Below are 23,944 nucleotides of genomic sequence, written 5' to 3'. Positions count from 1 at the left end.
TGGTGGTGGTTGGGGGGAACGTACGGCACGTGCGGGTCAGCCCTTGACGGCGCCCGCCGAAACGCCCGCGACCAGATGGCGCTGTGCGAAGAGGAAGACGATCGCGGCCGGGATGGCGATGAGCACGGAGGCCGCGGTCATCGGACCCCACTGGGCGCCGTACTGGTTGACGAACTTCTGCAGGCCCCCGGCGAGGGTCAGGTTCTCGTCGCCGACCATGAACGCGGAGGCGTAGGCCACCTCGCCCCAGGCGGTGATGAACGAGTAGAAGGCCGTCACCGCGATGCCGGGGCGGGCCAGCGGCATGATCAGCCGCCAGAAGGTGCCGAACGGGGTGAGCCCGTCGACCTGGCCCGACTCGTCGATCTCGCGCGGGATGGTGTCGAAGAAGCCCTTCATCATCCAGGCGCAGAAGGGCACCGCGATGGTGAGGTAGGTGATGACGAGACCCGCCGGCTCGTTGAGCAGGCCCAGTCCCGACATGATGTTGTAGATCGGCACGATCAGGACCGCGACCGGGAACATCTGGGTGATCAGCAGCGTCCACATCAGGCCCCGCTTGCCGGGGAAGCGGAAGCGGCTGACGGCGTAGCCGGTGGTGGCGGCCACGAAGACACCGAGGACCGTGGTGAGGCCGGCGACGAGGAGCGAGTTGCCGAACCAGGTCAGGAACTCGGTGTCCGCCAGCAGCTTCGTGTAGTTCTCGAGCGTCGTCTCCTTGACGAAGTCCGTGGTGGTCGCGTGGCTCGCCGGCTTCAGCGAGGTCAGCAGTACCCACAGCACCGGGAAGACGGCGATCACGGAGGTGACGAGCAGCGTGAGGTGCAGCGCGGTCGAGGCCAGCGGCGTGCGGCGGCCGCGCACCGGGGCGTTCGCCGGGACGTTGGTCGTGGTCACCAGGTTTCTCCCTGCTTGCGGAGGACGCGCTGGTAGACAGCGGCGAAGACCATCAGGAGGACGAGGATCAGCACGCCCCAGGTGGAGGACTGGGCGAAGTCGCGGGGGCTGATCTCGAACGAGAACTTGTACGCCTGGGTGACCAGGATCTGCGTGGCCTCTCCGGGACCGCCCCGGGTGAGCAGGAAGATCACCGGGAACATGTTGAAGGTCCAGATGGTGCTCAGCAGGACGACGGTGGTGGACACCGACCGCAGCCCGGGCATGGTGATGTTGCGGAACCGCTGCCAGGCGTTGGCGCCGTCCATCTCGGCGGCCTCGTACAGCTCGCCGGGGATGGACTGCAGTCCGCCGAGCAGGGCGACCATCATGAACGGGACGCCGAGCCAGACGTTCACGGCGATCACCGAGAACTTGGCCCAGGTCGGGTCGTTCAGCCACGGCACGGCATCGATGCCGCCGCCCGCGAGGAGCTTGTTGAGCAGGCCGTTGTCCTCGTTGTAGAGGAATCGCCAGGCGAAGACGGAGACGAAGCCGGGCACGGCCCACGGGAGGATCAGCATCATCCGGTAGAACGACCGGCCGGCGATCCTGCGGTTGAGGATGTTGGCGAGAGTGAGGCCCAGTCCGAAGGTGACGGCCACGCAGGAGACCGTCCACACCAGCGTCCATCCGAGGGTGTCCAGGAACTGGCTGCCGGTGAGCGCGTCGGCGTAGTTGTCGAGTCCCACGAATTCGTACGTAGCGGGGAGGTGGTTCACCCCGATCGACCGCTCGACGTTCCGCTCGTCGGCGTTCGTCAGCGACAGATAGACGCCGCGGACGAGCGGATAGCCGATGATCACCCCGATCACGATCACCACGGGGGCGACCATGGTCCAGGCGTACCAGTGCGTGGAGAGGGCGCGGCGGAGCTTGCCGGGCGCGCCTGCGGTGTCGCGGCGGCGGCCGCGGGCCCTCCCGGGCTCCGCGGCCTTCGCCACCGACTGGCCGCTGGTGTGGACAGCCATCGGTCGGTCTTCCTCTTCTCTTACTTCCAGTCCTTCAGGAGCTTGCGGTAGGCGTCGCCCGTCGCCTCGGCTCCCTTCTCCGGGGTGGTCTGGCCGGTGAGGACCTTGGTGTACTCGGTCACCAGCGGGGCGAAGAGGCTGCCGCCCTCGGGGATCCAGGGGCGCTCGACGGCCTTGTCGACGACCGGCTTGAAGAAGGCGACCATCTCGTTGCCGGAGACGGTGGGCTTGTCGTAGACCGAGGTGCGGGTCGGCAGGAGGCTGAGCTCCTTGGCGACCGTGGTCTGGGACTCGACCGAGGTCATGTACTCGACGAAGGCGTAGGAGGCCTCGAGGTTCTTGGAACCGGCGTAGACGGCGAGGTTGTGGCCGCCCTGCGGAGCGCCCTGGCCGTCGGAGCCCGCCGGGACCGGGACGATGCCGAGGTTGGCCTTGTCCTTGAACTCCTTGCCGCCGTACGTGTCGGTGACCGCCCACGGGCCGTTGATCATCATGGCGACCTTGCCTTCCTTGAAGGCGGTCTGCATGTTGTTCCAGCCGTCGGTGGCGTCGGTCTTCGCGGCGCCGGAGTCGACGAGGTCCTTGACGACCTTCATGGCCTTGACGCCGGCCGGGTTGTCGACGGTGATCTGCTTCTTCTCGGCGTCGACGAGGTTGCCGCCCTCGCCGTAGAGGAAGGACAGGAACCAGTACGCGTCGTCGCCGCGCAGGTAGAGGCCGGTCTTGCCGGTCTTGTCCTTGATCTTCTTGGAGACGGTCTTCAGCTCGGCGATCGAGGACGGCGGCTGGACGCCGGCCTCCTGGAAGATCTTCTTGTTGTAGAAGATGCCCATGGAGTCGATGACCTGCGGCACGGCGTAGGTCTTGTCGTTGTACTTCGTGGAGGCGGCGGCCTGCGGAAGGAAGTCCTTGTCCTCCTTGAGGGCGGAGGTGTCGTCCAGCGGGGCGAGGTAGCCGAGATCGGCGAACTCGGGGGTCCAGGCCACCTCGGAGCGGATCACGTCGGGGGCGCCGGAGCCGGACTGGGCGGCGTTCTTGAACTTGTTCTGCGCCTCACCGAAGGGCACGTTCACATAGTTGATCTTGACGTCGGGGTGCAGCTTGGTGAAGCCCTCGGCGAGCTTCTTGAAGACCTTGTCCTCGCTGCCGACGGTCGACGTGTCCCACCAGGTGACCGTGCCCGACAGCTTGCCCGAGGCGCTCTTGCCGCTCTCGGCGTCGTCCCCGCCGCACGCGGTCGCCGTGAGCGCCAGGCTCGCGACCAGAGCGGTGGCCGCTATGCCACGTCGCATGTGAACTCCTTCAACCTGGGCCGCTCCATCACGGCGCCGATTCGGTCAGGAACGTAACAAGGTTGAAAGAAGACCGAAAGACCTTGCGAGAGATTTCCGCAAGCAGCTGCGATCGTTACATCCACGTGTCCACACGGTTGCCGTTGTGCGCCTTGCCAACAGCGCCTGAACCCGCCCCTGCGCCTCCATGCGCCTGCGCAACCGCTTCCGCAAGAGATTGCAACGCTGTTACCTTCGAGACAGGTCGGCGTTGAGCCGGAAGGTCCGGAAGATCCGGAAGATCCGGAAGATCCGGAAGATCCGGAAGGTCGAGATATTCCAGAACATCCGGCACACACGGAACATCTGCAACACCCGGAACGCCCGGAACACCGAGAGACAGGCATCCGAAGGAGCGCCCATGACGCAGGAGCTCGGCACGACCACCACGCCGCAGGTCAGCACGGTCGCCCCGCCCAGGCGTCCCGGCCGGACCGGTGACTGGTGGCGGGACGCCGTGATCTACCAGGTGTACGTCCGCTCCTTCGCCGACAGCGACGGCGACGGCGTCGGCGACCTGCGCGGCATCCGCGACCGGCTCCCCCACCTCGCGGGACTCGGTGTGGACGCGGTCTGGCTGACCCCCTTCTACGCCTCGCCCCAGGCGGACGGCGGCTACGACGTCGCCGACTACCGCGCCGTCGATCCGCTCTTCGGCGCCCTCGACGACGCGGACGACCTGGTCCGGGAGGCCCACCGGCTCGGGCTGCGGGTGATCGTCGACATCGTCCCGAACCACACCTCGGACCAGCACCTGTGGTTCCGCTCCGCGCTGTCGGGCGGCCCGGAGCGCGCGTACTACCACTTCCGGCCCGGCAGGGGCGCGCACGGCGAACTGCCGCCCAACGACTGGGAGTCGGTCTTCGGCGGCCCGGCCTGGACCCGGACGGCGCACCCCGACGGCACCGGGGGCAGCTCCCGGCCGGAGGCCGGGGGAGAGTGGTACCTGCACCTCTTCGCCCCCGAGCAGCCCGATCTGAACTGGGAGCACCCCGAGGTGCGCGAGGAGTTCGACGCGGTGCTGCGCTTCTGGCTGGACCTGGGCGTCGACGGCTTCCGGATCGACGTCGCCCACGGGATGGTCAAGGCGGCCGGGCTGCCCGACATCGGGGCCCGGGAACAGGCCAAGATGATCGGCGCACAGGTGCTGCCGTTCTTCGACCAGGACGGCGTCCACGAGATCCACCGCTCCTGGCGGCGGCTGCTGGACGGCTACGGCGGCGAGCGCATCGGCGTGGCCGAGGCCTGGGCGCCGAGCCCGGAGCGGCTCGCTCTCTACGTACGCCCCGACGAGCTGCACCAGGCGTTCAACTTCCAGTTCCTGCGCTGCCCCTGGGACCCGGAGCGGATGCGGGAGGTCGTCGAGGCCTCGCTGGCGGCGACCGCGTCCGTCGGCGCACCCACCACCTGGGTGCTGTCCAACCACGACGTCCCCCGGCACACCACGCGCTACGGCGGGGGCCCGGTGGGCCTGCGCCGGGCCCGCGCCGCCACGCTGCTGATGCTGGCCCTGCCGGGTTCCGTGTACGTCTACCAGGGCGAGGAACTGGGCCTGCCCGAGGTCCTCGACCTGCCGGACGAGGTGCGCCAGGACCCGTCGTTCTTCCGGGCGGAGGGCCAGGACGGCTTCCGCGACGGCTGCCGGGTGCCGATCCCCTGGACCCGCGAGGGCTCCTCGTACGGCTTCGGCAGCGGCGGCAGCTGGCTCCCGCAGCCGGCCGACTGGGCCGAGCTCAGCGTGGAGGCGCAGACCGGGGTGCCCGGCTCCACCCTGGAGCTGTACCGGGCGGCCCTCGCCGTGCGCCGCGACCACCCGGGCCTCGGCGCGGGTGAAGCGGTGACCTGGCTCGACGCACCCGAGGGGGTGCTGGCCTTCGCCCGTGACGGGTTCGTCTGCACGACGAACACCCGCGGCACGGACGTGGGGCTCCCCGCCCCGGGGAGTCCGCTGCTGGCCTCCGCGACCCCCGAGTTCAGCGGCGGGACGGTCCGGCTGCCCGCCGACTCGACCGTCTGGTGGGCAATCTGACATGCGACCGGTACAGTCCAATCCCATGACCGCACGGCTTGCCGACATCGCAGCCCAGGCGGGGGTCAGCGAGGCGACGGTCAGCCGGGTGCTGAACGGCAAGCCGGGCGTTGCCTCGACCACCCGCGAATCAGTGCTCGCCGCACTCGACGTCCTCGGCTACGAGCGCCCGGTGAAGCTGCGCCGCCGCAGCGCCGGGCTCGTCGGGCTCATCACGCCCGAGTTGGAGAACCCCATATTCCCGGCCCTGGCCCAGGTCATCGGACAGGCGCTGACCCGTCAGGGCTACACCCCCGTGCTGGCCACCCAGACCCCCGGCGGCTCCACTGAGGACGAACTCACCGAAATGCTGGTGGACCGGGGCGTATCGGGCATCATCTTCGTCTCCGGGCTGCACGCCGACACCACGGCCGACATGCAGCGCTACGAGAAGCTGCGCGCCCAGGGCGTCCCCTTCGTCCTCGTCGACGGCTTCTCCCCGCAGGTGCGGGCTCCCTTCATCTCACCGGACGACCGTGCGGCGATGCAGCTGGCCGTGACCCATCTCGTCTCCCTCGGCCACACCCGTATCGGACTTGCCCTCGGGCCACGCCGCTTCGTGCCGGTCCTGCGGAAGATAGAGGGCTTCGTCAAGGCGGTCCGCGACCAGCTCGGCCTGAGCGAGCAGCAGATCGAGTCGGAGCTGATCCAGCACTCCCTCTACACCCTGGAGGGCGGCCAGGCCGCGGCGTCCGCGCTGATGGACCGCGGCTGCACGGCCGTGGTGTGCGCGAGCGACATGATGGCGCTCGGCGCGATCCGGGCAGCGCGGCAGCGCGGGCTCGAGGTGCCCGACGACATCTCGGTGGTCGGCTTCGACGACTCCCCGCTCATCGCCTTCACCGATCCGCCGCTGACGACGGTCCGCAAGCCCGTCCCCGCCATGGGGCAGGCCGCGGTCCGCACGCTGCTGGAGGAGATCGGCGGAACGCCCGCACCCCACAGCGAGTTCGTCTTCATGCCGGAACTGGTGGTACGCGGCTCGACCGCGGCGGGCCCTTTGCACGGTTCGCCCTGATCCGCCCCACCCGGTCGGCGGGCCTCTCGACCGGACCCCCGAGTTCCGCGACATACCAGGGAAGCACGGGGGATCCGACTAGTCCTCAGGAGGGACCGGGGGCCCTCCCGAACCCGACCGAAGGATGATCGGAGCGGGCGCACCCATCTGGCAGACTCTCGTCCTATGGGTGAAGCGACCGTGAAGACCTTGGAAGGCCGGACCGCGTCCCCGTCACCCATGGTGACCGAGGACGGCCCGGCCCCGGAGCAGGGCAGACTGCGCAGGCTGCGGTCGGTCAGGCGGCCCCGCATCTGGTTCGAGATCCTGCTCATCGCGGTCAGCTACTGGACGTACTCCCTCATCCGGAACGCCGTTCCCGAGCAGAAGGCCCAGGCCCTGCGGAACGCCGACTGGATCTGGGAGGCCGAGAACAGCCTCGGCATCGCCGTCGAGCAGACGGTCAACCACGCAGCCAACTCGGTGACATGGCTGATCGTGACGATGAACTACTACTACGCCACCCTGCACTTCGTCGTGACGATCGGCGTACTGGTGTGGCTCTACCGCCGGCACCCCGGCCGCTACGCCCCCACCCGCCTCGTCCTCTTCGCCACCACCGGTGTCGCCCTCGTCGGCTACTACCTCTACCCGCTGGCCCCGCCGCGGCTGATGAACGGCCAGAACTTCATCGACACCGTGCTGGTGCACCACACCTGGGGCTCCATGGCCTCGGGCAACCTGAAGACCATGTCCAACCAGTACGCGGCCATGCCGTCGATGCACATCGGCTGGTCGCTATGGTGCGGGCTGACCATCTTCGCGCTGGCGAAGGCGCCCTGGGGAAGGATCCTGGGTCTGTTGTACCCGACACTGACCCTCATAGTGATCGTGGCGACAGCCAACCACTTCTGGCTGGACGCCGTCGGCGGACTGCTCTGCCTCGGCTTCGGCTACGGCCTGTCCTACGCCTGGTACGGCTCCCTCCCGCACCGGCTGCCGCGCCATGTGCCGGCCCCGGCGCCCGGCGGCGCCGTACTCACGGCATAGCCGAACGCCCGGCACGGCGGGCGCCCGGAGCGACCGCACCTCCCGCGCCGCGGTTCGCCCGCCGCGGTTCGCACTGCGTGGTTGACCGCCCGGCGCGGTGCACACTGCGCGGTTCCGCCCGGCGGGGTTGAATGCCCGGCGACGCCGGGCCGACTCCCGTACTGCGGGCCGGTGCCGGCCCTCACGGTCCGTGGTGGCGGGACGCCCGCCCACGACCCCGTTCTCCCGGTACCCGCAGCCGGGCCGGTCGCGCGGCGCGCACGGAGCACGCCCGGAAGGCCGCGTCCCCGAAGCCGCGCCCTCCACCCGGACGCCGGGGCCCACGAACGCAGCCCGCCCGGCACCCGGACCGGACACAGGGGTCCGCGGAGGCGGCCTGCGCGGCGCCCTCCACCCCGCCCGGAGGACGAGACCCACGAACACAGCCTCCCCGGCACCCGGACCGGAGGACGGGGCCTGCGCGGCGCCCGGCGGACGCGGGTACCGCCGGCGCTCGGGAACCTCCGGCTACGCCCCGTAGAACAGCCGCTCCACCACCGCACGCGCCCGCCGCGTCGCACGGCGGTACTCGTCGACCATCTCCCCCACATGCCCCTGGCCGTACCCCAGGTAGCGGCCCACCGCGGCCAGTTCCTTCGCCTCCGAGGGGAAGGTGTCCCCCGCGCGGCCCCTGACCAGCATGACGCCGTTGCGGACCCGGGTCGCCAGCACCCACGCCTCGTCGAGGATCTCCGCGTCCTCCGGGGACAGGAGCCCCGCGTCCCGGGCGGCGGCGAGGGCGGAACGGGTGCGGGTCGTGCGCAGACCCGGTTCGGAGCAGCCGTGACGCATCTGCAGCAGTTGCACCGTCCACTCCACGTCGCTCAGGCCGCCGCGGCCCAGCTTGGTGTGGAGGGTCGGGTCGGCGCCGCGCGGCAGCCGTTCCGTCTCCATCCGGGCCTTGAGCCGGCGGATCTCCCGGACCTCCTCGCCCAGGCCGTCCGCCGGGTAGCGGAGTGGGTCGACCAGTTCGATGAAGCGGGCCCCCAGCTCCGCGTCACCCGCCATCGGCTCGGCACGCAGCAGGGCCTGGCTCTCCCAGACCAGCGACCAGCGACGGTAGTAGGCCGCGTATGACGCGAGCGTGCGCACCAGCGGGCCGTTGCGGCCCTCCGGGCGTAGATCGGCGTCGATCAGCAACGGTGGGTCGGAGCTGGGCAGTTGGAGCAGCCGCCGCATCTCCGCCACGACCGTCGCGGCGGCCTGGGCGGCCTCGTGCTCGTCGTCGCCGTCGCGGGGCTCGTGGACGAACAGCACATCCGCGTCGGAACCGTACGACAGTTCGTGTCCGCCGAAGCGGCCCATGCCGATGACCGCGAACCGAGTGGGGAGCTCGTCCCCCCACCGCTCGCGGACGACGGCGCGCAGCGCGCCGGCGATCGTGGCCGCGTTGAGGTCGGTGACGGCGTTGCCCACCCGGTCGACGAGCGCCCCCGGGTCCTGCTCGGCGGGGTTCTCCTCGGTGCCGTACGAGCCGATCAGGTCCGCCGCTGCGGTACGGAACAGCTCCCGCCGCCGCACCGCGCGGGCGGAGGCGACCGCCGCCTCCGCGCCGTCCGCGCGCCCGACCGCCGCGAGCACCTCCTGCTCCAGATGGTCGCGGCCCCGCGGCTTCAGCCCCTCGGGATCGCCGAGCAGCGCCACGGCCTCCGGGGCGCGCAGCAGCAGATCGGGGGCGAGCCGGCCGGCGGACAGCACCCGGGCGAGGTTCTCCGCGGCCGCCCCCTCGTCGCGCAGCAGCCGCAGGTACCAGGGCGTCTTGCCCAGCGCGTCCGACACCTGGCGGAAGCCCAGCAGGCCCGCGTCCGGATCGGCCGAGTCGGCGAACCAGCCGAGCAGCACCGGAAGCAGCGTCCGCTGGATCGCCGCCTTGCGCGAGACCCCGGACGACAGGGCCTCCAGATGCCGCAGGGCCGCGGCCGGATCGGCGTAGCCGAGCGCCTCCAGTCGTTGCCGCGCCGCCTGGGTGCTGAGCCGGGTCTCACCGGGCGCGAGCTGGGCGACCGCGTCCAGCAGGGGCCGGTAGAAGAGCTTCTCGTGCAGCCTGCGGACGACGGAGCCGTGCCGCCGCCACTCCTTGTCGAGCTCGGCCACCGGGTCGGCGCGCAGCCCCAGGGACCGCCCGAGGCGCCGCAGGTCCTCCTCGCCCTCCGGGACCAGGTGCGTACGGCGCAACCGGTACAGCTGGATCCGGTGCTCCATGGAGCGCAGGAAGCGGTACGCCTCGCCGAGCTGTGCCGCGTCCGCACGGCCCACGTACCCGCCCGCCGCGAGCGCCCGCAGCGCCTCCAGGGTGGAGCCGCTGCGCAGCGTGGGGTCGCTTCGCCCGTGGACGAGCTGCAGCAGCTGCACGGCGAACTCGACGTCCCGCAGCCCGCCCGGGCCGAGCTTCAGCTCGCGGTCTATGTGCGCGACGGGGATGTTGTCGACGACGCGGCGGCGCATCTTCTGCACGTCGGGCACGAAGTTCTCGCGCTCTGCGGCCTGCCAGACCAGCGGCGAGACGGCCTCGACGTACTCGGCGCCGAGATCCGGGTCCCCCGCCACCGGCCGCGCCTTGAGCAGCGCCTGGAACTCCCACGTCTTCGCCCAGCGCTGGTAGTAGGCGAGATGGCTGGAGAGGGTGCGCACCAGCGGGCCGTTGCGGCCCTCCGGCCGCAGATTGGCGTCGACGGGCCAGATCGCGCCCTCGACCGTGGTCTCCGAGCAGATCCGCATCAGGTGTGAGGCGAGCCGGGTCGCGGCCTTCACCGCCGTGGACTCGTCCACGGACTCGGAGGCCTGCTCCCCGACGAAGATCACGTCCACGTCGGAGACGTAGTTGAGCTCGTGACCGCCGCACTTCCCCATGGCGATCACCGCGAGCCGGCAGGCGGCGGCGTCCTCCGGGGCGTCGGTGCGGGCGATGGCGAGGGCCGCGCGCAGCGTCGCCGTCGCGAGGTCGGCCAGCTCCGCCGCGGTCTGCGCCACGTCGGTGGTGCCGCACACGTCGCGGGCGGCGATCGACAGCAGGCAGCGGCGGTAGGCGACGCGCAGCGACACCGGGTCGGTCGCCTCGGCGAGGCCCCGCTCGAAGTCGTCCACCCCGGGATGCAGATCGGACGCCTCGTACATCACCAGCGCCTGCCAGTCGTGCGGGTGCCGGGCCAGATGGTCGCCGAGCGCCTCCGAGGCACCCAGCACCCCGAGCAGCCGGTCGCGCAGCGGCTTCGCGGAGAGCAGCGTGTCCAGCAGTACCTGCCGCTCGTCCGGCTGCTGCGCCTCGACCAGGCGCACGAGTCCGCGCAGGGCCAGGTCGGGGTCGGCGGTGGCGCCGAGGGCGTCGAGGAGGACGGAGTCGGTGCGCACGGGCGCCATCTCGGGCAGGTCCAGCAGGCGCTCGGCCGCGGCGGGGTGGGTGAAGCCGTGTCGCAGCAGACGGGTGAAGGTACTGCTTCTGCGCCCCGGCACCGATGTCATCCCGCCGCCTCCGATCAAGGTCCGGATCCGGGTCCGAGCGTAGTCGCAGGGGCGCGGGAGCCGCGCCCCGGAGGGCGTCGCCGACGGTGCGGTTCCGTGATGTTCGCCATGTTCTTCGTGGTTCGTGCGGGACAACCCGTATTCCTGGAATCTCCGTCTTCCGTCGTGTCAGGGCACCGCGTGCCCGGACGGCACGAGCACGTTCACGAGGACCACCCGCGCCCGCGGGTCGCCGGTGCGCGGTCGGGCCCCGAATCGCCCGCAGGCCGCCCGGTGGCCGGCGGGCGCGCGTCCGCCCGCAGGACACCGGTGCCCCCGCGGGCACGTGCGCCCGGGCGGTCACCGGCCCCCACCGATCACGAAAGCACCGACCACCATGCCCAGCCGGCCCCGCCGCAGCAACCGCCCTTCGGTGGCGCCCCGCGCTCCCGCGCCCCGTTTCGGCTCCGCGCTCCGTCGCGCCGCCGCGGACCGCGCCGACTCCGGTTCTTCGCACGGCCGCCCCTCAACGGCCCGCCCCGGCACCCCTCCTGGTCCCGGTTCGGCGGACGGCCCCGAGGCTCCGGGCGGTTCCGGATCACCGGACGGTACCGGGCTCGCGGCCCGCTCCGGTCCCATGGCCGGCCGCGCCCGGCGAGGGCTGGTCGCCGGGCTGGCCAGCGCGCTGCTGCTGGGCGTCCTGGGCACGCTGGTGGCCGTGCCCGACGCGGCCGCGGACCGCCGGGGCACGCGGGCCGTTCCCCCGGCGGGGCCGGCCGTGCAGCCCGTCCGCACCACCGCGGGCGAGCGGGTGGTGCAGATCGTGGCCCATCCCGACGACGACCTGTTCTTCATGAACCCGGACACCGCCCAGTCCCTGGCCACGGGCCGCAGTCTGACGTCGGTGTACCTGACCGCGGGCGAAGCCGACGGCGTCAACGCCCGGCGGGACGACCCGGATCCCCCGGCCCCCGACAAGGCCGCGTACGCCGAGGCACGCCAGAACGGCATACGCGCCGCCTACGCCGAGATGGCCACCGGAGACCGGACCAGCCCCTGGTCACGCTCGGCCGTACGCACCGCGGGCGGCGGGACGGCCGAGCTCGACACCCTCCGTGCCAAGCCCTGGATCAGTCTCGTCTGGGTCCAGCTCCGCGAGGCCGGCAGCATCAACGGCGACCGGCCCCACAGCCTCCACGGGCTGTGGGACGGCCAGGTGGACTCCCTCGCGTCCCGGCTGTCCTCCGGGACGCCGGTACGGGAGGACTTCGCGTACACGAAGCGGCAGGTCGTGGACACCGTCGCCGGGCTGCTGGAGCGGTTCCGTCCGACCCACGTCCGCATTCAGGACCCGACCCCCGGACGCACCGCGAAGGGCGCCTACTCCGACCACCAGGACCATCTGTACGGGGCGAGGTTCGCGCAGGCGGCGCTCGCCCGGTACGCGGCCGTACCCGGTCACCCCGCCTTCGGCGTCCAGACCTACCTCGGCTATGCCACCGGTCGGCTGCCCCGCACCCTCGGCCCCGCGGACGCCGCGGCGAAGCTGCGCACCCTCAAGACGTACGCGTGGACGGACGGCGCCGACCACTGCGGCGCCCCGGCCGGCTGCGGAGACCTCAAGGTGGCGGCACGGCCCGCCGGCCACGGCTGGGCGCAGACGGTCCGCCACACGCGCGGCGAGTCGACGACCTGGGCGCAGCCCGGTCCGGACGGGACCGCGTGGGCGTTCTCCGTGCTCGACGGGAGGCTCGCCGTCTGGCACCGCGCGGGACCCGCGGCGGGCTGGACCGGCCCCCGGCTGACCGGCGGCGGCGGCATCGACGCCGGGGTGACCTCGGTGCGCCTGCCCGACGGCCGGATCGCCGTGCTCGGCACCCGTACGACCCTCGGCACACGCGCCGCCGGCTACCGCCGGGACGTGGTGCTCAGCGTGCAGCGCGCCCGGGGCGGCGACTTCGGGCCGTGGACCTCGCTCGGCACGCCGGAACGCGACGACGAGAGCGGTACGTCGGCCATCAGCGCTCCGGCGGCGGTCGTGGACCCGACGGGCGGGCTCAGGGTGTTCGTCCGGGACTCCGCCCACCGGCTGACCGGCCGGACCGGGCTGCCGGGAGGCGGCTGGGAGCCCTGGACGCCGCTGGGGGGCACGGGTCTGCGAGGCGATCCGGTGGCCGTCACGGACGCGTCCGGCCGGCACACCGTCCTCGTCCCCACTCCGTCGTCGGTGCTGGCCTGGACTCAGTCCGGGCCCGGCGGGCCGCTGACCGGCCCGATGCGGACCGGCCTTCCGGCGACGACGCTGGCGCTGAACGCGACGGCCGACACCCGGGGCGTCGGCATCCGGCTCTGGTACCGCGTCCCGGTCACGGGCGAGCTCCGAGCCGCCCACTTCGGCGGAGACCCCCGTGTGCCCGGCACCGGTGACAGGGGTGGAGCGGTCGCCACGGGCGCGGCCGACACCCGGCGTGCGGGCACCGCGGGGAAGGCGACGGGCGTCCCGGACACGGGCGCGGCGACGGGTACGGCAGCGGGCGCGGGAACGGGCACGGCAGCGGGCACGGGCGGGGGCACGGGAACGGGAACGGGAACTGGACCGGGAACTGGACCGGGCACGGGAACAGGCACGGCGACGGGCACGGCAACGGGCACGGGAACAGGCACGGCACCGGGTACGGCAGCGGGCGCGGTAGGGACGTTGGTCCCCGTCGTCTCGTTCGTGGCCTCGACCGGTGTGGCGGGTTTCGGCCCGGTCGGCTCGGGCGGTGATCTGCTGGGCGTCCGGTCCCGCACCGGCGTACTGGCGACGACGCGCACGGAGACTCTTCCCCGCCCGGCAACGGTGACCGAACCCGCGGCCGAACCCGAACCCGAACCCGGGGCCGGGGCCGGCTGGACCGTAGGCGGCTTCCTCCTCTCCGGGGCGCCCGCCGGGCTCCCCGACGGCATCGCCGCGATGGGCCTGGACGGCACGCTGCACTGGACGCCGTCCGGCGGTCCGCGGACGGCCGTGCTCCCATAGGGGCCGCGAGGGAAACTCCCGCAGAGGCCCCCTTCGCAGAAGCTCCCATAGGGGCCTCCGCAGGAAGGCCCCGCAGGGGACCCCCAAGGGAAGGGCCTCCAAGGGAGGGCTTCCAAGGGAGCGGCACCCTCTCGCAGGGGCGTCCGCCGCTCCGGCGATGAGTTCCGCAGGCGCGCGCGGTCACCACGTCGAAGGGACGATGGCCACGGACCGGAGACGGAAGGACCCGCGCATGCCGGCAGAAGCAACGGGACAGGAGTCGCCCCGGGGGCCGGTCATGGAACCGAGCACCGATCTGGACCCGCGCTACAGCTCCCCCGGCGCCACCTCGGCCTCCTGGCCGGAGGCGGTGGGCGGCCGGCGGAGTTCGAGATCTTCCGGCTGTCGACCGTGCGCCCCGCAGGCCGCCCGCACGTCACGCCGCTGCTCGCGGTCCGGCTGGACGGCGCGCTGCGCTTCGGGCGGCGAGGAGCGCGACGCACGCAATCCGGCGGCCAATCCGCAGGTCGTCCTCCGCCGCGCCGGCGGCCCGCGGTCCGGACGCCACCGGGCCGGGGCCGGCCGGCCCGGCGCACAGCCGCACCGCCGCGTCGCGGGCGCCGTCCGTCCCGGCGCACACTGTTCTGGGGGAACCACCCCCGCGCGGTCCGCACACGAGCCACCCGGGCGGTGCCCATGGAATGGACCCTGGAAGTGGTCGTCGTCCCCGTCTCCGACGTGGAGCGGGCGAAGGCCTTCTACGCCGACAGGTGCGGCTTCACCGTCGACCACGACACGCGCATCTCGGACGGCGTCCGCATCCTCCAGCTGACCCCGCCGGGCTCCACCTGCTCGATCGTCATCGGCGAGGGCATGCCGCCGGCACCGGGCCAGACGACGATGCCTCCCGGAGTGATCCAGGGCCTCCAACTCTGCGTCCCCGACATCGCGTCGGCTCACGACGAACTGCTCGCCCGAGGCGTCGAGGTCAGCGCGGTGCAGCACGTCGCCCCGTCGGGCTGGGCACCGGGCAAGGGCGAACCCTGGAACTCCTTCATGTTCTTCCAGGACCCGGACGGCAACGGCTGGATCGTCCAGGAGGCCCCGGCCCCGCTGTCGCAGCGGCGCACCGTCTGACCTTCGGCTGTCGACGACGGTCGTCGACGGCGAACGGCCGACGCACGGTCCGTCGGCCGTTCCTCGTGCCGCCGGGTCAGCGGAAGCGGTTGCGGCGGTGGTACGCGTAGGCGGCGAGCAGCGCCGTCGCGGCGACCGAGACGAGGCTGCCGACCGTGAGCACGGACATCGCGGTGTTCCCGCCGCGCTGGGTGGCCGGCTTCGTGCCGATGGTGATACGGCCGGTGCTCACCCGTTCGACACGGCCGCTCACGAGGGTCAGTCGTGCGGTCCACACACCGTCCGGCAGCCGCCGGTCGAGTGTGGCCTTCGCCGTCGTCGAGTGGCCCGGGCCGACGGTGCCCGCCCTGACGTTGAACGGGCCTGCGGACAGCCCGCCCGGCCCGTCCGACAGGGTGAGCTTGCCCGTGAGGTCGAGGGCCCGCCCACCGGTGTTCTTCACCCGGGCCGTGACCACGGGGACGCCGGCCGCGGTGCGGGCACCGGTGAGGCCGTCGACGCGGAAGTCCGATCGCGGTTCCCCGTCCGGCCCGACGGACAGGTACATGCGCACCCCCGCCCGGACCACGTTGCGTACCTGCTCCGCGGGTTCGTGTTCGGGACTGATCTCCGCCCAGACGACGCCGTAGTGCTCGCCGCGGGTCGCGTCGTCCGCCACGGTGATCTCGGTCCACACCTTCGCCGTCTCCTCGGGCGCGAGCACGAGTTCGCCGGGCTCGAGCGACACCCAGTCGGTGAGCTCGTTGCCGGTACGGCCGGGGGCGAAGACGAAGCCGTCCCTTCGGTGGACGGTGGCGGCCGCAGGGTAGAGCAGCACGCGGTGCCGACGGTCCGACAGGTTGGTGACGGCGATCCGCCTGCGGATCCTCTCGCCCGGTCCGACGTGGTCGATGACGTACCGGTGGGCTCGCTCGTCGTCGCGGCGGCTGACGGGCGCGTCGACGAGCCGGATGCCGACGCTCACGTCGTCGGAGGACCGTCGTGGAGTTTCCGCGGTCGCGGGCGCGACCGATGCGACGAGCAGTGACACCGCGAGGAGCAGTCCGCCTACGGGGTCATGCCACCGAATGGGTCACCGTCCCGCTGTAGAGCCCGCCGACGGCGTCCGGCGGAATGGTGATCTCCAGGGTGGGGTTCCAGCTCGCGGTGTTGTTCCCGCTGCCCGCGGTCTTGGAGAACGCGGTGCGGGGCTGGTCCAGGGTGACCCGGTCGCTCCGCGTGGGCTGGCCGGGCACGAAGGTGCCGGTGCCGGTGGTGGCGGTCGCGGGGCCGGACCAGTACTGCACCAGGTTGGGCAGGATGATCTCGGCGGGGTCGTCGATTCCGGTGTCGAACTGCGTCGAGACCACCGACGCCGTCCAGGTGGCGCTCGCCGCGGCCCGCCCGTCGTCCACCGTCACGGTGCCGAGCTGCCCGCTGATGGTCTGCCCCGGGAACCCGGACCCGAGGTTGCGTGAGGCGGGAACCTCGATCGTGAGGTCCGACGTCGACACGGTGAACGTCACGGTCGTGTCACCCGAGGGCTGGGCGGACGCGGGCAGGGAGGACACGCCCGCCAGGGCGGCGGCGACGCACGGGATCAGGAGTCTTCTGCGCACAGGGCCACCATAGTTTGGTATGCGGAGAAGACATGGTATTCGCCGTGGATCATGCCACTGAATGAGTGATCGTCCCGGTATAGGTGCCGTTCACGGCGGTCGCCGGCACCGCGACGATCAGCGTCGGGCGCCAGCGGGTGGTGTTGTCCCCGTTGCCCGACGTCTTTCGGAACGCCGTACGCGGGACGCTCAGGCTCTGCGCCTGCCCGCTCGTGGCCTGGCCCGGTACGCGGGTGCCGTTGCCGGTGGTCGCGGTGGCCTGACCCGACCAGTAGGAGAACTGGCTCCTGGAGATCTGCCGGGCGGCACCGCCGCCCGGCGTGGTGAAGTCGGTCGCGGACACCGTCGCGGTCCAGACGGTGTTCTGCCCACCACGCCTGTCCGTCACCCGGACTTCACCGAGTTGCCGGCTGATCGAGGAACCGGGAAAGGCCGAGCCGAAGTTCACCGCGGCCGGCACGGTGATCGACAGGGTGCCGGGCTGGCGGGCGACGCGCCCCGCGTCCTGGCTCGTCACCGGCGCCGCTGCACCGGGCACCACCGCCGCCACGACCGCCGACCCGACTCCCACGAGGGTCCACAGCATTCGCACGCCGCGACTATAGGGCCAACTGCGGGATCCTTTGAGCCGCCATCACCCCTTCAGTGGGTTTCTGACCGCATGTGACCGGTTAGCGTTCCTCGATCGGTTTCGCCCGCCCGCACCCACGCGGTGGATTCCCGACCAGGAGCCCCCATGCGTAACCCCGCACGCACAGCGGCCTACACCGTCCTCGCCCTGGCCCTCGCCGCATCCGCCAGCCCCGCCCTGTCCGTCCCGGCGGACCCCGGCCGCGCCGGACCCACCCGGCTCGCCCCCGCACACGACAGCCTGGACCGACAGCCCACGCACGTCCGGCTGCGCACACGCACCTTCGATCCGACCACGCCGGAGGGGGAGCGCAGCCGGCCGCGGGGAAACCTGCGGACGAAGAACGGCCGCACGTACCTGGTCCAGTTCACGACCACACCGCTCGACGGCCATCGCGCCGAACTGGCGGCCCTCGGTGCCCGGATCGGCGCCTACCTTCCCGACGCGACGTACGTGGTGCGCATGGACAAGGCGGCCCGAGGGCGGGTCGCCGCGCTGCCGTACGTGCGGTGGGTCGGACCGTACGACGCCGGCGACAAACTGGAAGGCGGCGCCGTGCGGCCGGGCACCCGTCGCTATGTCGTCACGCTCGTGGAACCGGACGCCGCCGACCAGCGGGCGGTGGCCCAGCGGATCACCGCGATCGGCGGGAGGGTCGACGGCGCGTCGGCGGGCCTGCAGTTGATCGAGGCAACCCTCAAGCCGGCGCAGGCACTTGCCGTGGCGCACCTGGACGCGGTGCTCGCGCTCGACGTCTGGACGGCGCCCGAAACGGACATGGACAACGCCCGCGCGGCGGGCGGCGCCGACGCGGTCGAGGCGGCGTCCGGGTATCTCGGCCAAGGCGTGCGCGGTGAGGTGATGGACACCGGACTGCGCACCACGCACCAGGAGTTCGCGGCGTTCCCGCCGATCCTGCACACCGCCAACACCACCAGCACGAACCACGGCACCTCGACGTACGGGCAGGTCTTCGCCTCGGGTGTCAACGCCACCGCCCGCGGCCTGCTCCCCCAGGCGCAGCCGATCTTCGCCGCCCACAGCCTGGTGTCCGACCGGTGGGCCCACACCGCGCAGCTCGTCGACCCGGCAGGCCCGTACCGGGCGGTGTTCCAGTCCAACAGCTGGGGCAGCGCGCTGACGTTCGGCTACAACTCCACGTCGGCGGCGATGGACGACATCGTCTTCGACCACGACATTCTGATCTGCCAGTCCCAGGGCAACACCGGCAACCGCTCCGCCCGGCCACAGGCGTGGGCGAAGAACGTGGTGTCCGTCGGCGGCGCCTTCCACTACGACACCGCCTCCCGCACCGACGACGCGTGGAACGGCGGCGCGAGCATCGGCCCGGCCGCGGACGGGCGGATCAAACCCGACCTGTCGAACTACTACGACGCGGTCCACACCACCGCGGGCGGCGGCGACGCCGCGTACACGGGCACGTTCAGCGGCACCAGCGCCTCCACCCCGATCACCTGCGGCTACGCGGGCCTCGTCTTCCAGATGTGGGCGGACGGGGTCTTCGACGGCGGTCCCGGTCTGGACCGCGACGTCTTCGCGTCCCGGCCGCACGCCGCCACCGCGAAGGCGCTGCTGATCAACTCGGCCGACCAGTACCCCTTCACGGGTGCGTCCCACGACCTGGCCCGCATGAAGCAGGGCTGGGGTACGGCCGGCGTCGGCAGTCTGTACCAGGAGGCACAGGACAACGGCTGGCGGCTGCCGATCCTGGTCGACGAGACGGACGTGCTCGCAGTGGGCCAGACCGCGACGTACACACTGACCACCGACGGCAGCCGGCCGCTGAAGGCGACGATGGCCTACACCGATCCGATGGGCTCACCGTCGGCGGCCCAGGCGCGCGTCAACGATCTGACCCTGAAGCTCACCGCCCCGGACGGCACCGTGTACTGGGGGAACAACGGACTCGCGGCGGACAACTGGTCAACGCCGGGCGGCTCGGCGAACACGATCGACACCGTCGAGAACGTGTTCGTCCAAACCCCCGCCGCCGGCACCTGGACGATCGAGGTCATCGCCGGCCAGGTCAACACGGACGGACACGTCGAGACCACCGCGACCGACGCGGACTTCGCACTGGTCGTCACCGGAGGGGTCACGAGCTGACCCGGCGACGAGGCGGCTCGTGCGAGCCTCACCGACGGCCCAAGGCGGCGGTACGACGCGGGGCCGACGGTCACCGACCGTCGGCCCGGAGTCTCGTTCAGCAGCCATACGGCCGCCGACCTGCGCCTACAGCACCGGCAGGTTCTTGCGCAGCTCGAAGGCCGTGACCTCCGAGCGGTACTCCTCCCACTCCTGCTTCTTGTTGCGGAGGAAGAAGTCGAACACGTGCTCGCCGAGCGTCTCCGCGACCAGTTCGCTGCGCTCCATCAGCATGATCGCCTCGCCGAGGTTCTGCGGGAGCGGCTCGATGCCCATGGCGCGGCGCTCGGAGTCCGAGAGCGCCCAGACGTCGTCGTCGGCGCCGGCCGGGAGCTCGTAGCCCTCCTCGATGCCCTTGAGGCCTGCGGCGAGCAGGACCGCGTAGGCGAGATAGGGGTTGGCGCCGGCGTCGAGTGAGCGGACCTCGATGCGCGAGGAGCCGGTCTTGCCCGGCTTGTACATCGGGACGCGGATCAGGGCGGAGCGGTTGTTGTGGCCCCAGCAGATGTACGAGGGGGCCTCGCCGCCGGAACCGGCGGTGCGGGCCGAACCGCCCCAGATGCGCTTGTAGGAGTTGACCCACTGGTTGGTGACGGCCGAGATCTCCGCGGCGTGCCTGAGCAGGCCGGCGATGAAGGAACGTCCCACCTTGGAGAGCTGGTACTCGGCACCCGACTCGTAGAACGCGTTGCGGTCGCCCTCGAAGAGGGACAGGTGCGTGTGCATGCCGGAGCCGGGGTGCTCGGAGAACGGCTTCGGCATGAAGGTCGCCTGGACCCCCTGCTCCAGCGCGACCTGCTTCATGACCAGGCGGAACGTCATGATGTTGTCCGCGGTGGACAGCGCGTCCGCGTACCGGAGGTCGATCTCCTGCTGGCCCGGCGCACCCTCGTGGTGACTGAACTCCACCGAGATGCCCATGGACTCCAGCATGGTGATGGCCTGGCGGCGGAAGTCCATGCCGACGTTCTGCGGGGTGTGGTCGAAGTATCCGGAGTTGTCCGCGGGGGTGGGGCGTGAGCCGTCCAGCGGCCGGTCCTTCAGCAGGAAGAACTCGATCTCGGGGTGCGTGTAGAACGTGAAGCCCAGGTCCGAGGTCTTCGCCAGGATCCGCTTCAGGACGAAGCGGGGGTCGGCGAAGGACGGCGAGCCGTCGGGCATGAGGATGTCGCAGAACATACGCGCCGTACCGGGGGCCTCCGCGCGCCACGGCAGGATCTGGAAGGTGCCCGGATCCGGCTTGGCGATCATGTCCGACTCGTACACGCGGGCGAAGCCCTCGATCGCGGAGCCGTCGAAGCCGATGCCCTCGTCAAAGGCCTGCTCGAGCTCGGCGGGGGCCACCGCGACCGACTTCAGGAAGCCGAGCACATCGGTGAACCAGAGGCGTACGAACCGGATGTCGCGCTCCTCGAGCGTGCGGAGCACGAATTCCTGCTGCTTGTCCATAGCCACATCCTTGCAGTTCAGACGGCCTGTGCACCACCGCCAGGGCGTAGAGGAGGAGCTTCAGTATCACGACCCGGGGTTTCGCCCAGATTACGCACCCCGTATGACGTGGAGCACGTACCCGCCGTTACCATCTGCGCCCATGGGGGGCATGCGGAACGCCCGCACCGCGCACACCGCGCGTCCCATGGCGCTGGGGAGTGCCGTGGCGACGCTCCTCGCCGCGCTCTTCCTCTGCCTCGGACAGGCCGACACGGGCAGCGCCGGGGCGGCACGCGGGCACGGCACCCACCGGGAGACCGGCGAGCCCCGGGCCGCCGGTACGGTCGGCGGGACCACCCGTGCCGTGCCGGGCGACACCCGGGCCGGCTCCGCCGCCGCGTACACCTGTCCGTACGACCGCGGAGACTGCGGGCTCTACCCGCACCTGGCGCCCGGCGTCCTCACCGCCCCGCCCCAGGACGCGCCGCCGGCACCGGCCGTGCTTCCGCCCGGCGCCGTGCCCGACCGCGGCGCGGGCGGCCCACCGCGCACCGGTGCGCTCCCCCGCGCCCCGGATCTCCACGTCCTTCAGGTGCTGCGGACCTAGCAGGACCGTTCCACCGCCGGTCCGCGCAGGCACGGCCCGCGGCCGTGCGATCACGCGCACACCCCACACCCCCGACGCAGAAGGACGAAGCAGAGTGTCGAGCAGGACGAACAACACGACGAACGACCGCCGGGCCCGCATAGAGGAGATGCGCCGCGCCGAACAGGCCCGTGAGCGCCGCAACCGCGTCATCACGATCTCGCTCAGCGCGGTCCTGGTGGCGGGGCTCGTCGGCTTCGGCGCGTACGTGCTGAACAAGGAGTCCGAGAAGAAGGAGCAGGCCGAGGCCGCCGCCAAGGCGCCGATCAAGGACGAGAAGTCCTGGGACGCCAAGAAGCTCGGGCGCAACCACGTCACCACGGCCGTGAAGTACCCGATGAAGCCGCCGGTCGGCGGTGACCACCACCAGGCGTGGATGAACTGCGACCGCAACGTCTACGACAAGCCGATCCCCGAGGTGAACGCCGTCCACTCGCTGGAGCACGGCGCCGTGTGGGTCACGTACAGCGACAAGGCCCCGGCCGCGGAGGTGCAGAAGCTCAAGGACAAGGTCGGCAGGACCTCGTACTCGATGATGAGCCCGGTGAAGGACCAGGCCGGGGCCATCATGCTCAGCGCCTGGGGCAAGCAGGTGACGGTCGAGGGCGCGGACGACCCGCGCGTGGACCAGTTCTTCACCAAGTACGTGCAGGGTCCGCAGACGCCCGAGCCGGGCGCCGCGTGCACGGGCGGACTGAGCGCGTGACCCTCACGCTGACGCGTACGCACTGGGTCTCGATCGCCGCGGTGGTACTGGCGCTGCTTTTCGCGGGCGCGGCCACGGTCGCGTCCGCGGGCGGCGACGGGCACCCCGGCGGGCACGGGGACGCCGCGGGGGCCTCGGCCGCCCCCGCGGCGGGCTCGGCCGACGCGGGTTTCGCCCGCGACATGGCCGTCCACCACCAGCAGGCGGTGGAGATGTCCTTCATCGTCCGGGACCGTACGCAGGACGAGGAGGTACGGCGGCTCGCCTACGACATCGCCAACACCCAGGCGAACCAGCGCGGCATGCTGCTGGGCTGGCTGGATCTGTGGAAGCTGCCGAAGGTGGAGTCCGGGACCGGGCCGATGGCCTGGATGGAGCAGGCCCACGGTGAGGACGGGCACGGGGACGGCGGACACGGCGGCACTTCCGGGAACGACACGCACGGAAGCGGCCACGGCGGGCAGCGGACCGGCGCCGGGGCGGTGATGCCGGGGATGGCCACGCAGGCCGAGCTGGACCAGCTGGCCAAGGCGAGCGGCAAGCAGGCCGAGGTCCTCTTCCTACAGCTGATGACCGACCATCACAAGGGCGGTGTCGCGATGGCGGAGGGCTGCGCGGACCTGTGCACCGTGCCTCAGGAGAAGGCCCTGGCCCAGGGGATGGTCGACGCCCAGCAGTCCGAGATGGACCTGATGGCGGATCTCCTGGAGAAGCGGGGCGCGGCGCCCCGCTCCTGAGACCGGTGCGCCCGCGTGGGCCGGGCGGACACCCGCCCACGCGGGCGCGCACTCCCGAAGCGCACCCCTCCGCGGCCCCCCGGCGCCGGGGGGCCGCGGGGTCGGTCGTCCCGTCGGGCGCCGCCACGGCGTCGGCGGTAAGGTCGAAGACGGCTTCCTCGGCGTCCGCCGGGACCAGCTGCCCGGCCGCCCGCCGCCCCGGGTGCCGGCGTGCACGTCGAAGAAGTCCCCACAGTCCCGGCCGGGGAGGCCCGGCCCGTGGTGCGCGACGTCGGCAGGGCCGTCGGCAGACGACTGCTCTCCACCCGCGTGGGACGACGGGCGTGAACATCGGGTGGACAAGGGGCGTGGGCCGCGCCCAGGAGGTACGAACCCCATGACGACCGCCAAGGACATCATGCATCCCGGGGCCCAGTGGATCCCGGCGCACGAAACTCTCGACCGTGCCGCGCAGTTGATGCGCGAGCTGAACGTGGGCGCGCTGCCCATCGCCGACGCCGACGAGCGGCTGTGCGGCATTCTGACCGACCGCGACATCGTGGTCGGCTGCGTGGCCATGGGCCACGACCCGTCGAAGATCACGGCGGGCGACATGGCCCGCGGCACCCCGCGCTGGATCGACTCGGGCGCGGACGTCGGCGACGTACTCCACGAGATGCAGGAGCACCAGATCCGCCGGCTCCCCGTGATCGAGAACAAGCGCCTCGTCGGCATGATCAGCGAGGCGGACCTGGCGCAGCACCTGTCGGAGGACCAGCTCGCCCAGTGGGTCGAGCAGGTGTACGCACGGGCCTGATCCGGCGTCGGTCGGCGTACGCCGCAGGGGCGCCACGCAGTTGCACGGGTACGCGGCGGACCCGCGGGCCACACCGCCACCCCGGAGCACGGACACACGGCAGACCCGCGGCGCCCGATGCGTCGGTACGCCGGAGCACGGACACACGGCAAACCCGCAGGCCACACCGCCACCCCGGAGCACGGACACACGGCAGACCCGCGGCGCCCGATACGTCGGTACGCCGGAGCACGGACACACGGCAAACCCGCGGGCCACACCGCCA

Annotated in this window: 18 protein-coding genes; 10 read left to right on the top strand and 8 right to left on the bottom strand. The window is 72.0% G+C overall.

What is annotated here, in order from left to right:
- Positions 1 to 36: 36 nt before the first annotated feature.
- From FEF34_RS28630 to FEF34_RS28620, 3 genes are read right to left on the bottom strand one after another with little or no spacing between them, the layout of a single operon-like run.
- Positions 37 to 897, bottom strand: a complete 861-nt coding sequence (locus FEF34_RS28630) for a sugar ABC transporter permease (RefSeq protein ID WP_138055730.1) — start codon at positions 895 to 897, stop codon at positions 37 to 39.
- Positions 894 to 1,907: a carbohydrate ABC transporter permease gene (locus FEF34_RS28625; protein ID WP_138055729.1), complete on the bottom strand. Its 1,014-nt coding sequence runs from the start codon at positions 1,905 to 1,907 to the stop codon at positions 894 to 896. The genes FEF34_RS28630 and FEF34_RS28625 overlap by 4 nt, the downstream gene beginning before the upstream one ends.
- A 20-nt stretch (positions 1,908 to 1,927) precedes the next feature.
- Positions 1,928 to 3,199 carry an extracellular solute-binding protein gene (locus FEF34_RS28620; RefSeq protein ID WP_138055728.1) on the bottom strand — a complete coding sequence of 424 codons (1,272 nt, stop codon included), beginning with the start codon at positions 3,197 to 3,199 and terminating at the stop codon, positions 1,928 to 1,930.
- Positions 3,200 to 3,599: 400 nt separating this feature from the next.
- On the opposite strand from FEF34_RS28620, the gene FEF34_RS28615 reads away from it, so the two are divergent.
- The 3 genes from FEF34_RS28615 to FEF34_RS28605 all read left to right on the top strand — a co-directional run bounded on the left by FEF34_RS28615 (position 3,600) and on the right by FEF34_RS28605 (position 7,353).
- Complete coding sequence (locus tag FEF34_RS28615; protein WP_138055727.1) at positions 3,600 to 5,267, top strand: glycoside hydrolase family 13 protein; 1,668 nt, start codon at positions 3,600 to 3,602, stop codon at positions 5,265 to 5,267.
- Between the two features lie 25 nt (positions 5,268 to 5,292).
- A complete protein-coding gene (locus FEF34_RS28610) occupies positions 5,293 to 6,324 on the top strand; it encodes a LacI family DNA-binding transcriptional regulator (RefSeq protein WP_138055726.1) in 1,032 nt (343 codons plus the stop codon).
- A 165-nt stretch (positions 6,325 to 6,489) separates the two neighbouring features.
- Positions 6,490 to 7,353, top strand: coding sequence for a phosphatase PAP2 family protein (locus FEF34_RS28605; protein WP_138055725.1), 864 nt, complete (start codon positions 6,490 to 6,492; stop codon positions 7,351 to 7,353).
- Positions 7,354 to 7,860: 507 nt separating this feature from the next.
- Here the strand turns inward: FEF34_RS28605 and FEF34_RS28600 are convergent.
- The gene (locus FEF34_RS28600; protein WP_138055724.1) at positions 7,861 to 10,851 is read right to left on the bottom strand and encodes a bifunctional [glutamine synthetase] adenylyltransferase/[glutamine synthetase]-adenylyl-L-tyrosine phosphorylase; all 2,991 of its coding nucleotides are present in this window, start codon (positions 10,849 to 10,851) and stop codon (positions 7,861 to 7,863) included.
- Positions 10,852 to 11,467: 616 nt separating this feature from the next.
- On the opposite strand from FEF34_RS28600, the gene FEF34_RS28595 reads away from it, so the two are divergent.
- Entirely contained in the window at positions 11,468 to 13,852 is a 2,385-nt protein-coding gene (locus FEF34_RS28595; protein ID WP_138055723.1) for a PIG-L family deacetylase, read from the top strand.
- Positions 13,853 to 14,527: 675 nt separating this feature from the next.
- The gene (locus FEF34_RS28590; RefSeq protein ID WP_138055722.1) at positions 14,528 to 14,968 is read left to right on the top strand and encodes a VOC family protein; all 441 of its coding nucleotides are present in this window, start codon (positions 14,528 to 14,530) and stop codon (positions 14,966 to 14,968) included.
- Positions 14,969 to 15,044: 76 nt separating this feature from the next.
- On the opposite strand, the gene FEF34_RS28585 is transcribed toward FEF34_RS28590, so the two are convergent.
- The 3 genes from FEF34_RS28585 to FEF34_RS28575 all read right to left on the bottom strand — a co-directional run bounded on the left by FEF34_RS28585 (position 15,045) and on the right by FEF34_RS28575 (position 17,158).
- Complete coding sequence (locus tag FEF34_RS28585; RefSeq protein WP_138055721.1) at positions 15,045 to 15,932, bottom strand: hypothetical protein; 888 nt, start codon at positions 15,930 to 15,932, stop codon at positions 15,045 to 15,047.
- Positions 15,933 to 16,023: 91 nt separating this feature from the next.
- The gene (locus FEF34_RS28580; RefSeq protein WP_199800703.1) at positions 16,024 to 16,566 is read right to left on the bottom strand and encodes a hypothetical protein; all 543 of its coding nucleotides are present in this window, start codon (positions 16,564 to 16,566) and stop codon (positions 16,024 to 16,026) included.
- A 49-nt stretch (positions 16,567 to 16,615) separates the two neighbouring features.
- On the bottom strand, positions 16,616 to 17,158 hold the full coding sequence (locus tag FEF34_RS28575) for a hypothetical protein (RefSeq protein WP_199800702.1): 543 nt from the start codon (positions 17,156 to 17,158) through the stop codon (positions 16,616 to 16,618).
- A 144-nt stretch (positions 17,159 to 17,302) separates the two neighbouring features.
- Between FEF34_RS28575 and FEF34_RS28570 the strand changes: the two genes are divergently transcribed.
- Positions 17,303 to 19,324, top strand: coding sequence for a S8 family serine peptidase (locus FEF34_RS28570; RefSeq protein WP_138055720.1), 2,022 nt, complete (start codon positions 17,303 to 17,305; stop codon positions 19,322 to 19,324).
- Between the two features lie 126 nt (positions 19,325 to 19,450).
- Here FEF34_RS28570 and FEF34_RS28565 read toward each other — a convergent pair whose 3' ends face one another.
- The gene (locus tag FEF34_RS28565; RefSeq protein WP_138055719.1) at positions 19,451 to 20,812 is read right to left on the bottom strand and encodes a glutamine synthetase family protein; all 1,362 of its coding nucleotides are present in this window, start codon (positions 20,810 to 20,812) and stop codon (positions 19,451 to 19,453) included.
- Between the two features lie 142 nt (positions 20,813 to 20,954).
- Between FEF34_RS28565 and FEF34_RS28560 the strand changes: the two genes are divergently transcribed.
- From FEF34_RS28560 to FEF34_RS28545, 4 genes are all read left to right on the top strand, one after another.
- Positions 20,955 to 21,401: a hypothetical protein gene (locus FEF34_RS28560; RefSeq protein WP_138055718.1), complete on the top strand. Its 447-nt coding sequence runs from the start codon at positions 20,955 to 20,957 to the stop codon at positions 21,399 to 21,401.
- A 94-nt stretch (positions 21,402 to 21,495) separates the two neighbouring features.
- Positions 21,496 to 22,146 (top strand): DUF3105 domain-containing protein, encoded by a 651-nt coding sequence (locus FEF34_RS28555; protein WP_138055717.1) that lies wholly within the window; start codon positions 21,496 to 21,498, stop codon positions 22,144 to 22,146.
- Positions 22,143 to 22,883 carry a DUF305 domain-containing protein gene (locus FEF34_RS28550; protein WP_138055716.1) on the top strand — a complete coding sequence of 247 codons (741 nt, stop codon included), beginning with the start codon at positions 22,143 to 22,145 and terminating at the stop codon, positions 22,881 to 22,883. Before FEF34_RS28555 ends, FEF34_RS28550 begins: the two co-directional genes overlap by 4 nt.
- A gap of 376 nt (positions 22,884 to 23,259) precedes the next feature.
- The gene (locus FEF34_RS28545) at positions 23,260 to 23,679 is read left to right on the top strand and encodes a CBS domain-containing protein (RefSeq protein WP_138055715.1); all 420 of its coding nucleotides are present in this window, start codon (positions 23,260 to 23,262) and stop codon (positions 23,677 to 23,679) included.
- Positions 23,680 to 23,944: the final 265 nt, after the last annotated feature.

Origin of the sequence: Streptomyces marianii (assembly GCF_005795905.1) — a bacterium.
Classification (GTDB): Bacteria; Actinomycetota; Actinomycetes; order Streptomycetales; family Streptomycetaceae; genus Streptomyces; species Streptomyces marianii.
The sequence above is the reverse complement of the archived record's forward strand: the minus strand, read 5'-3'. Positions and strand labels throughout refer to the sequence as shown.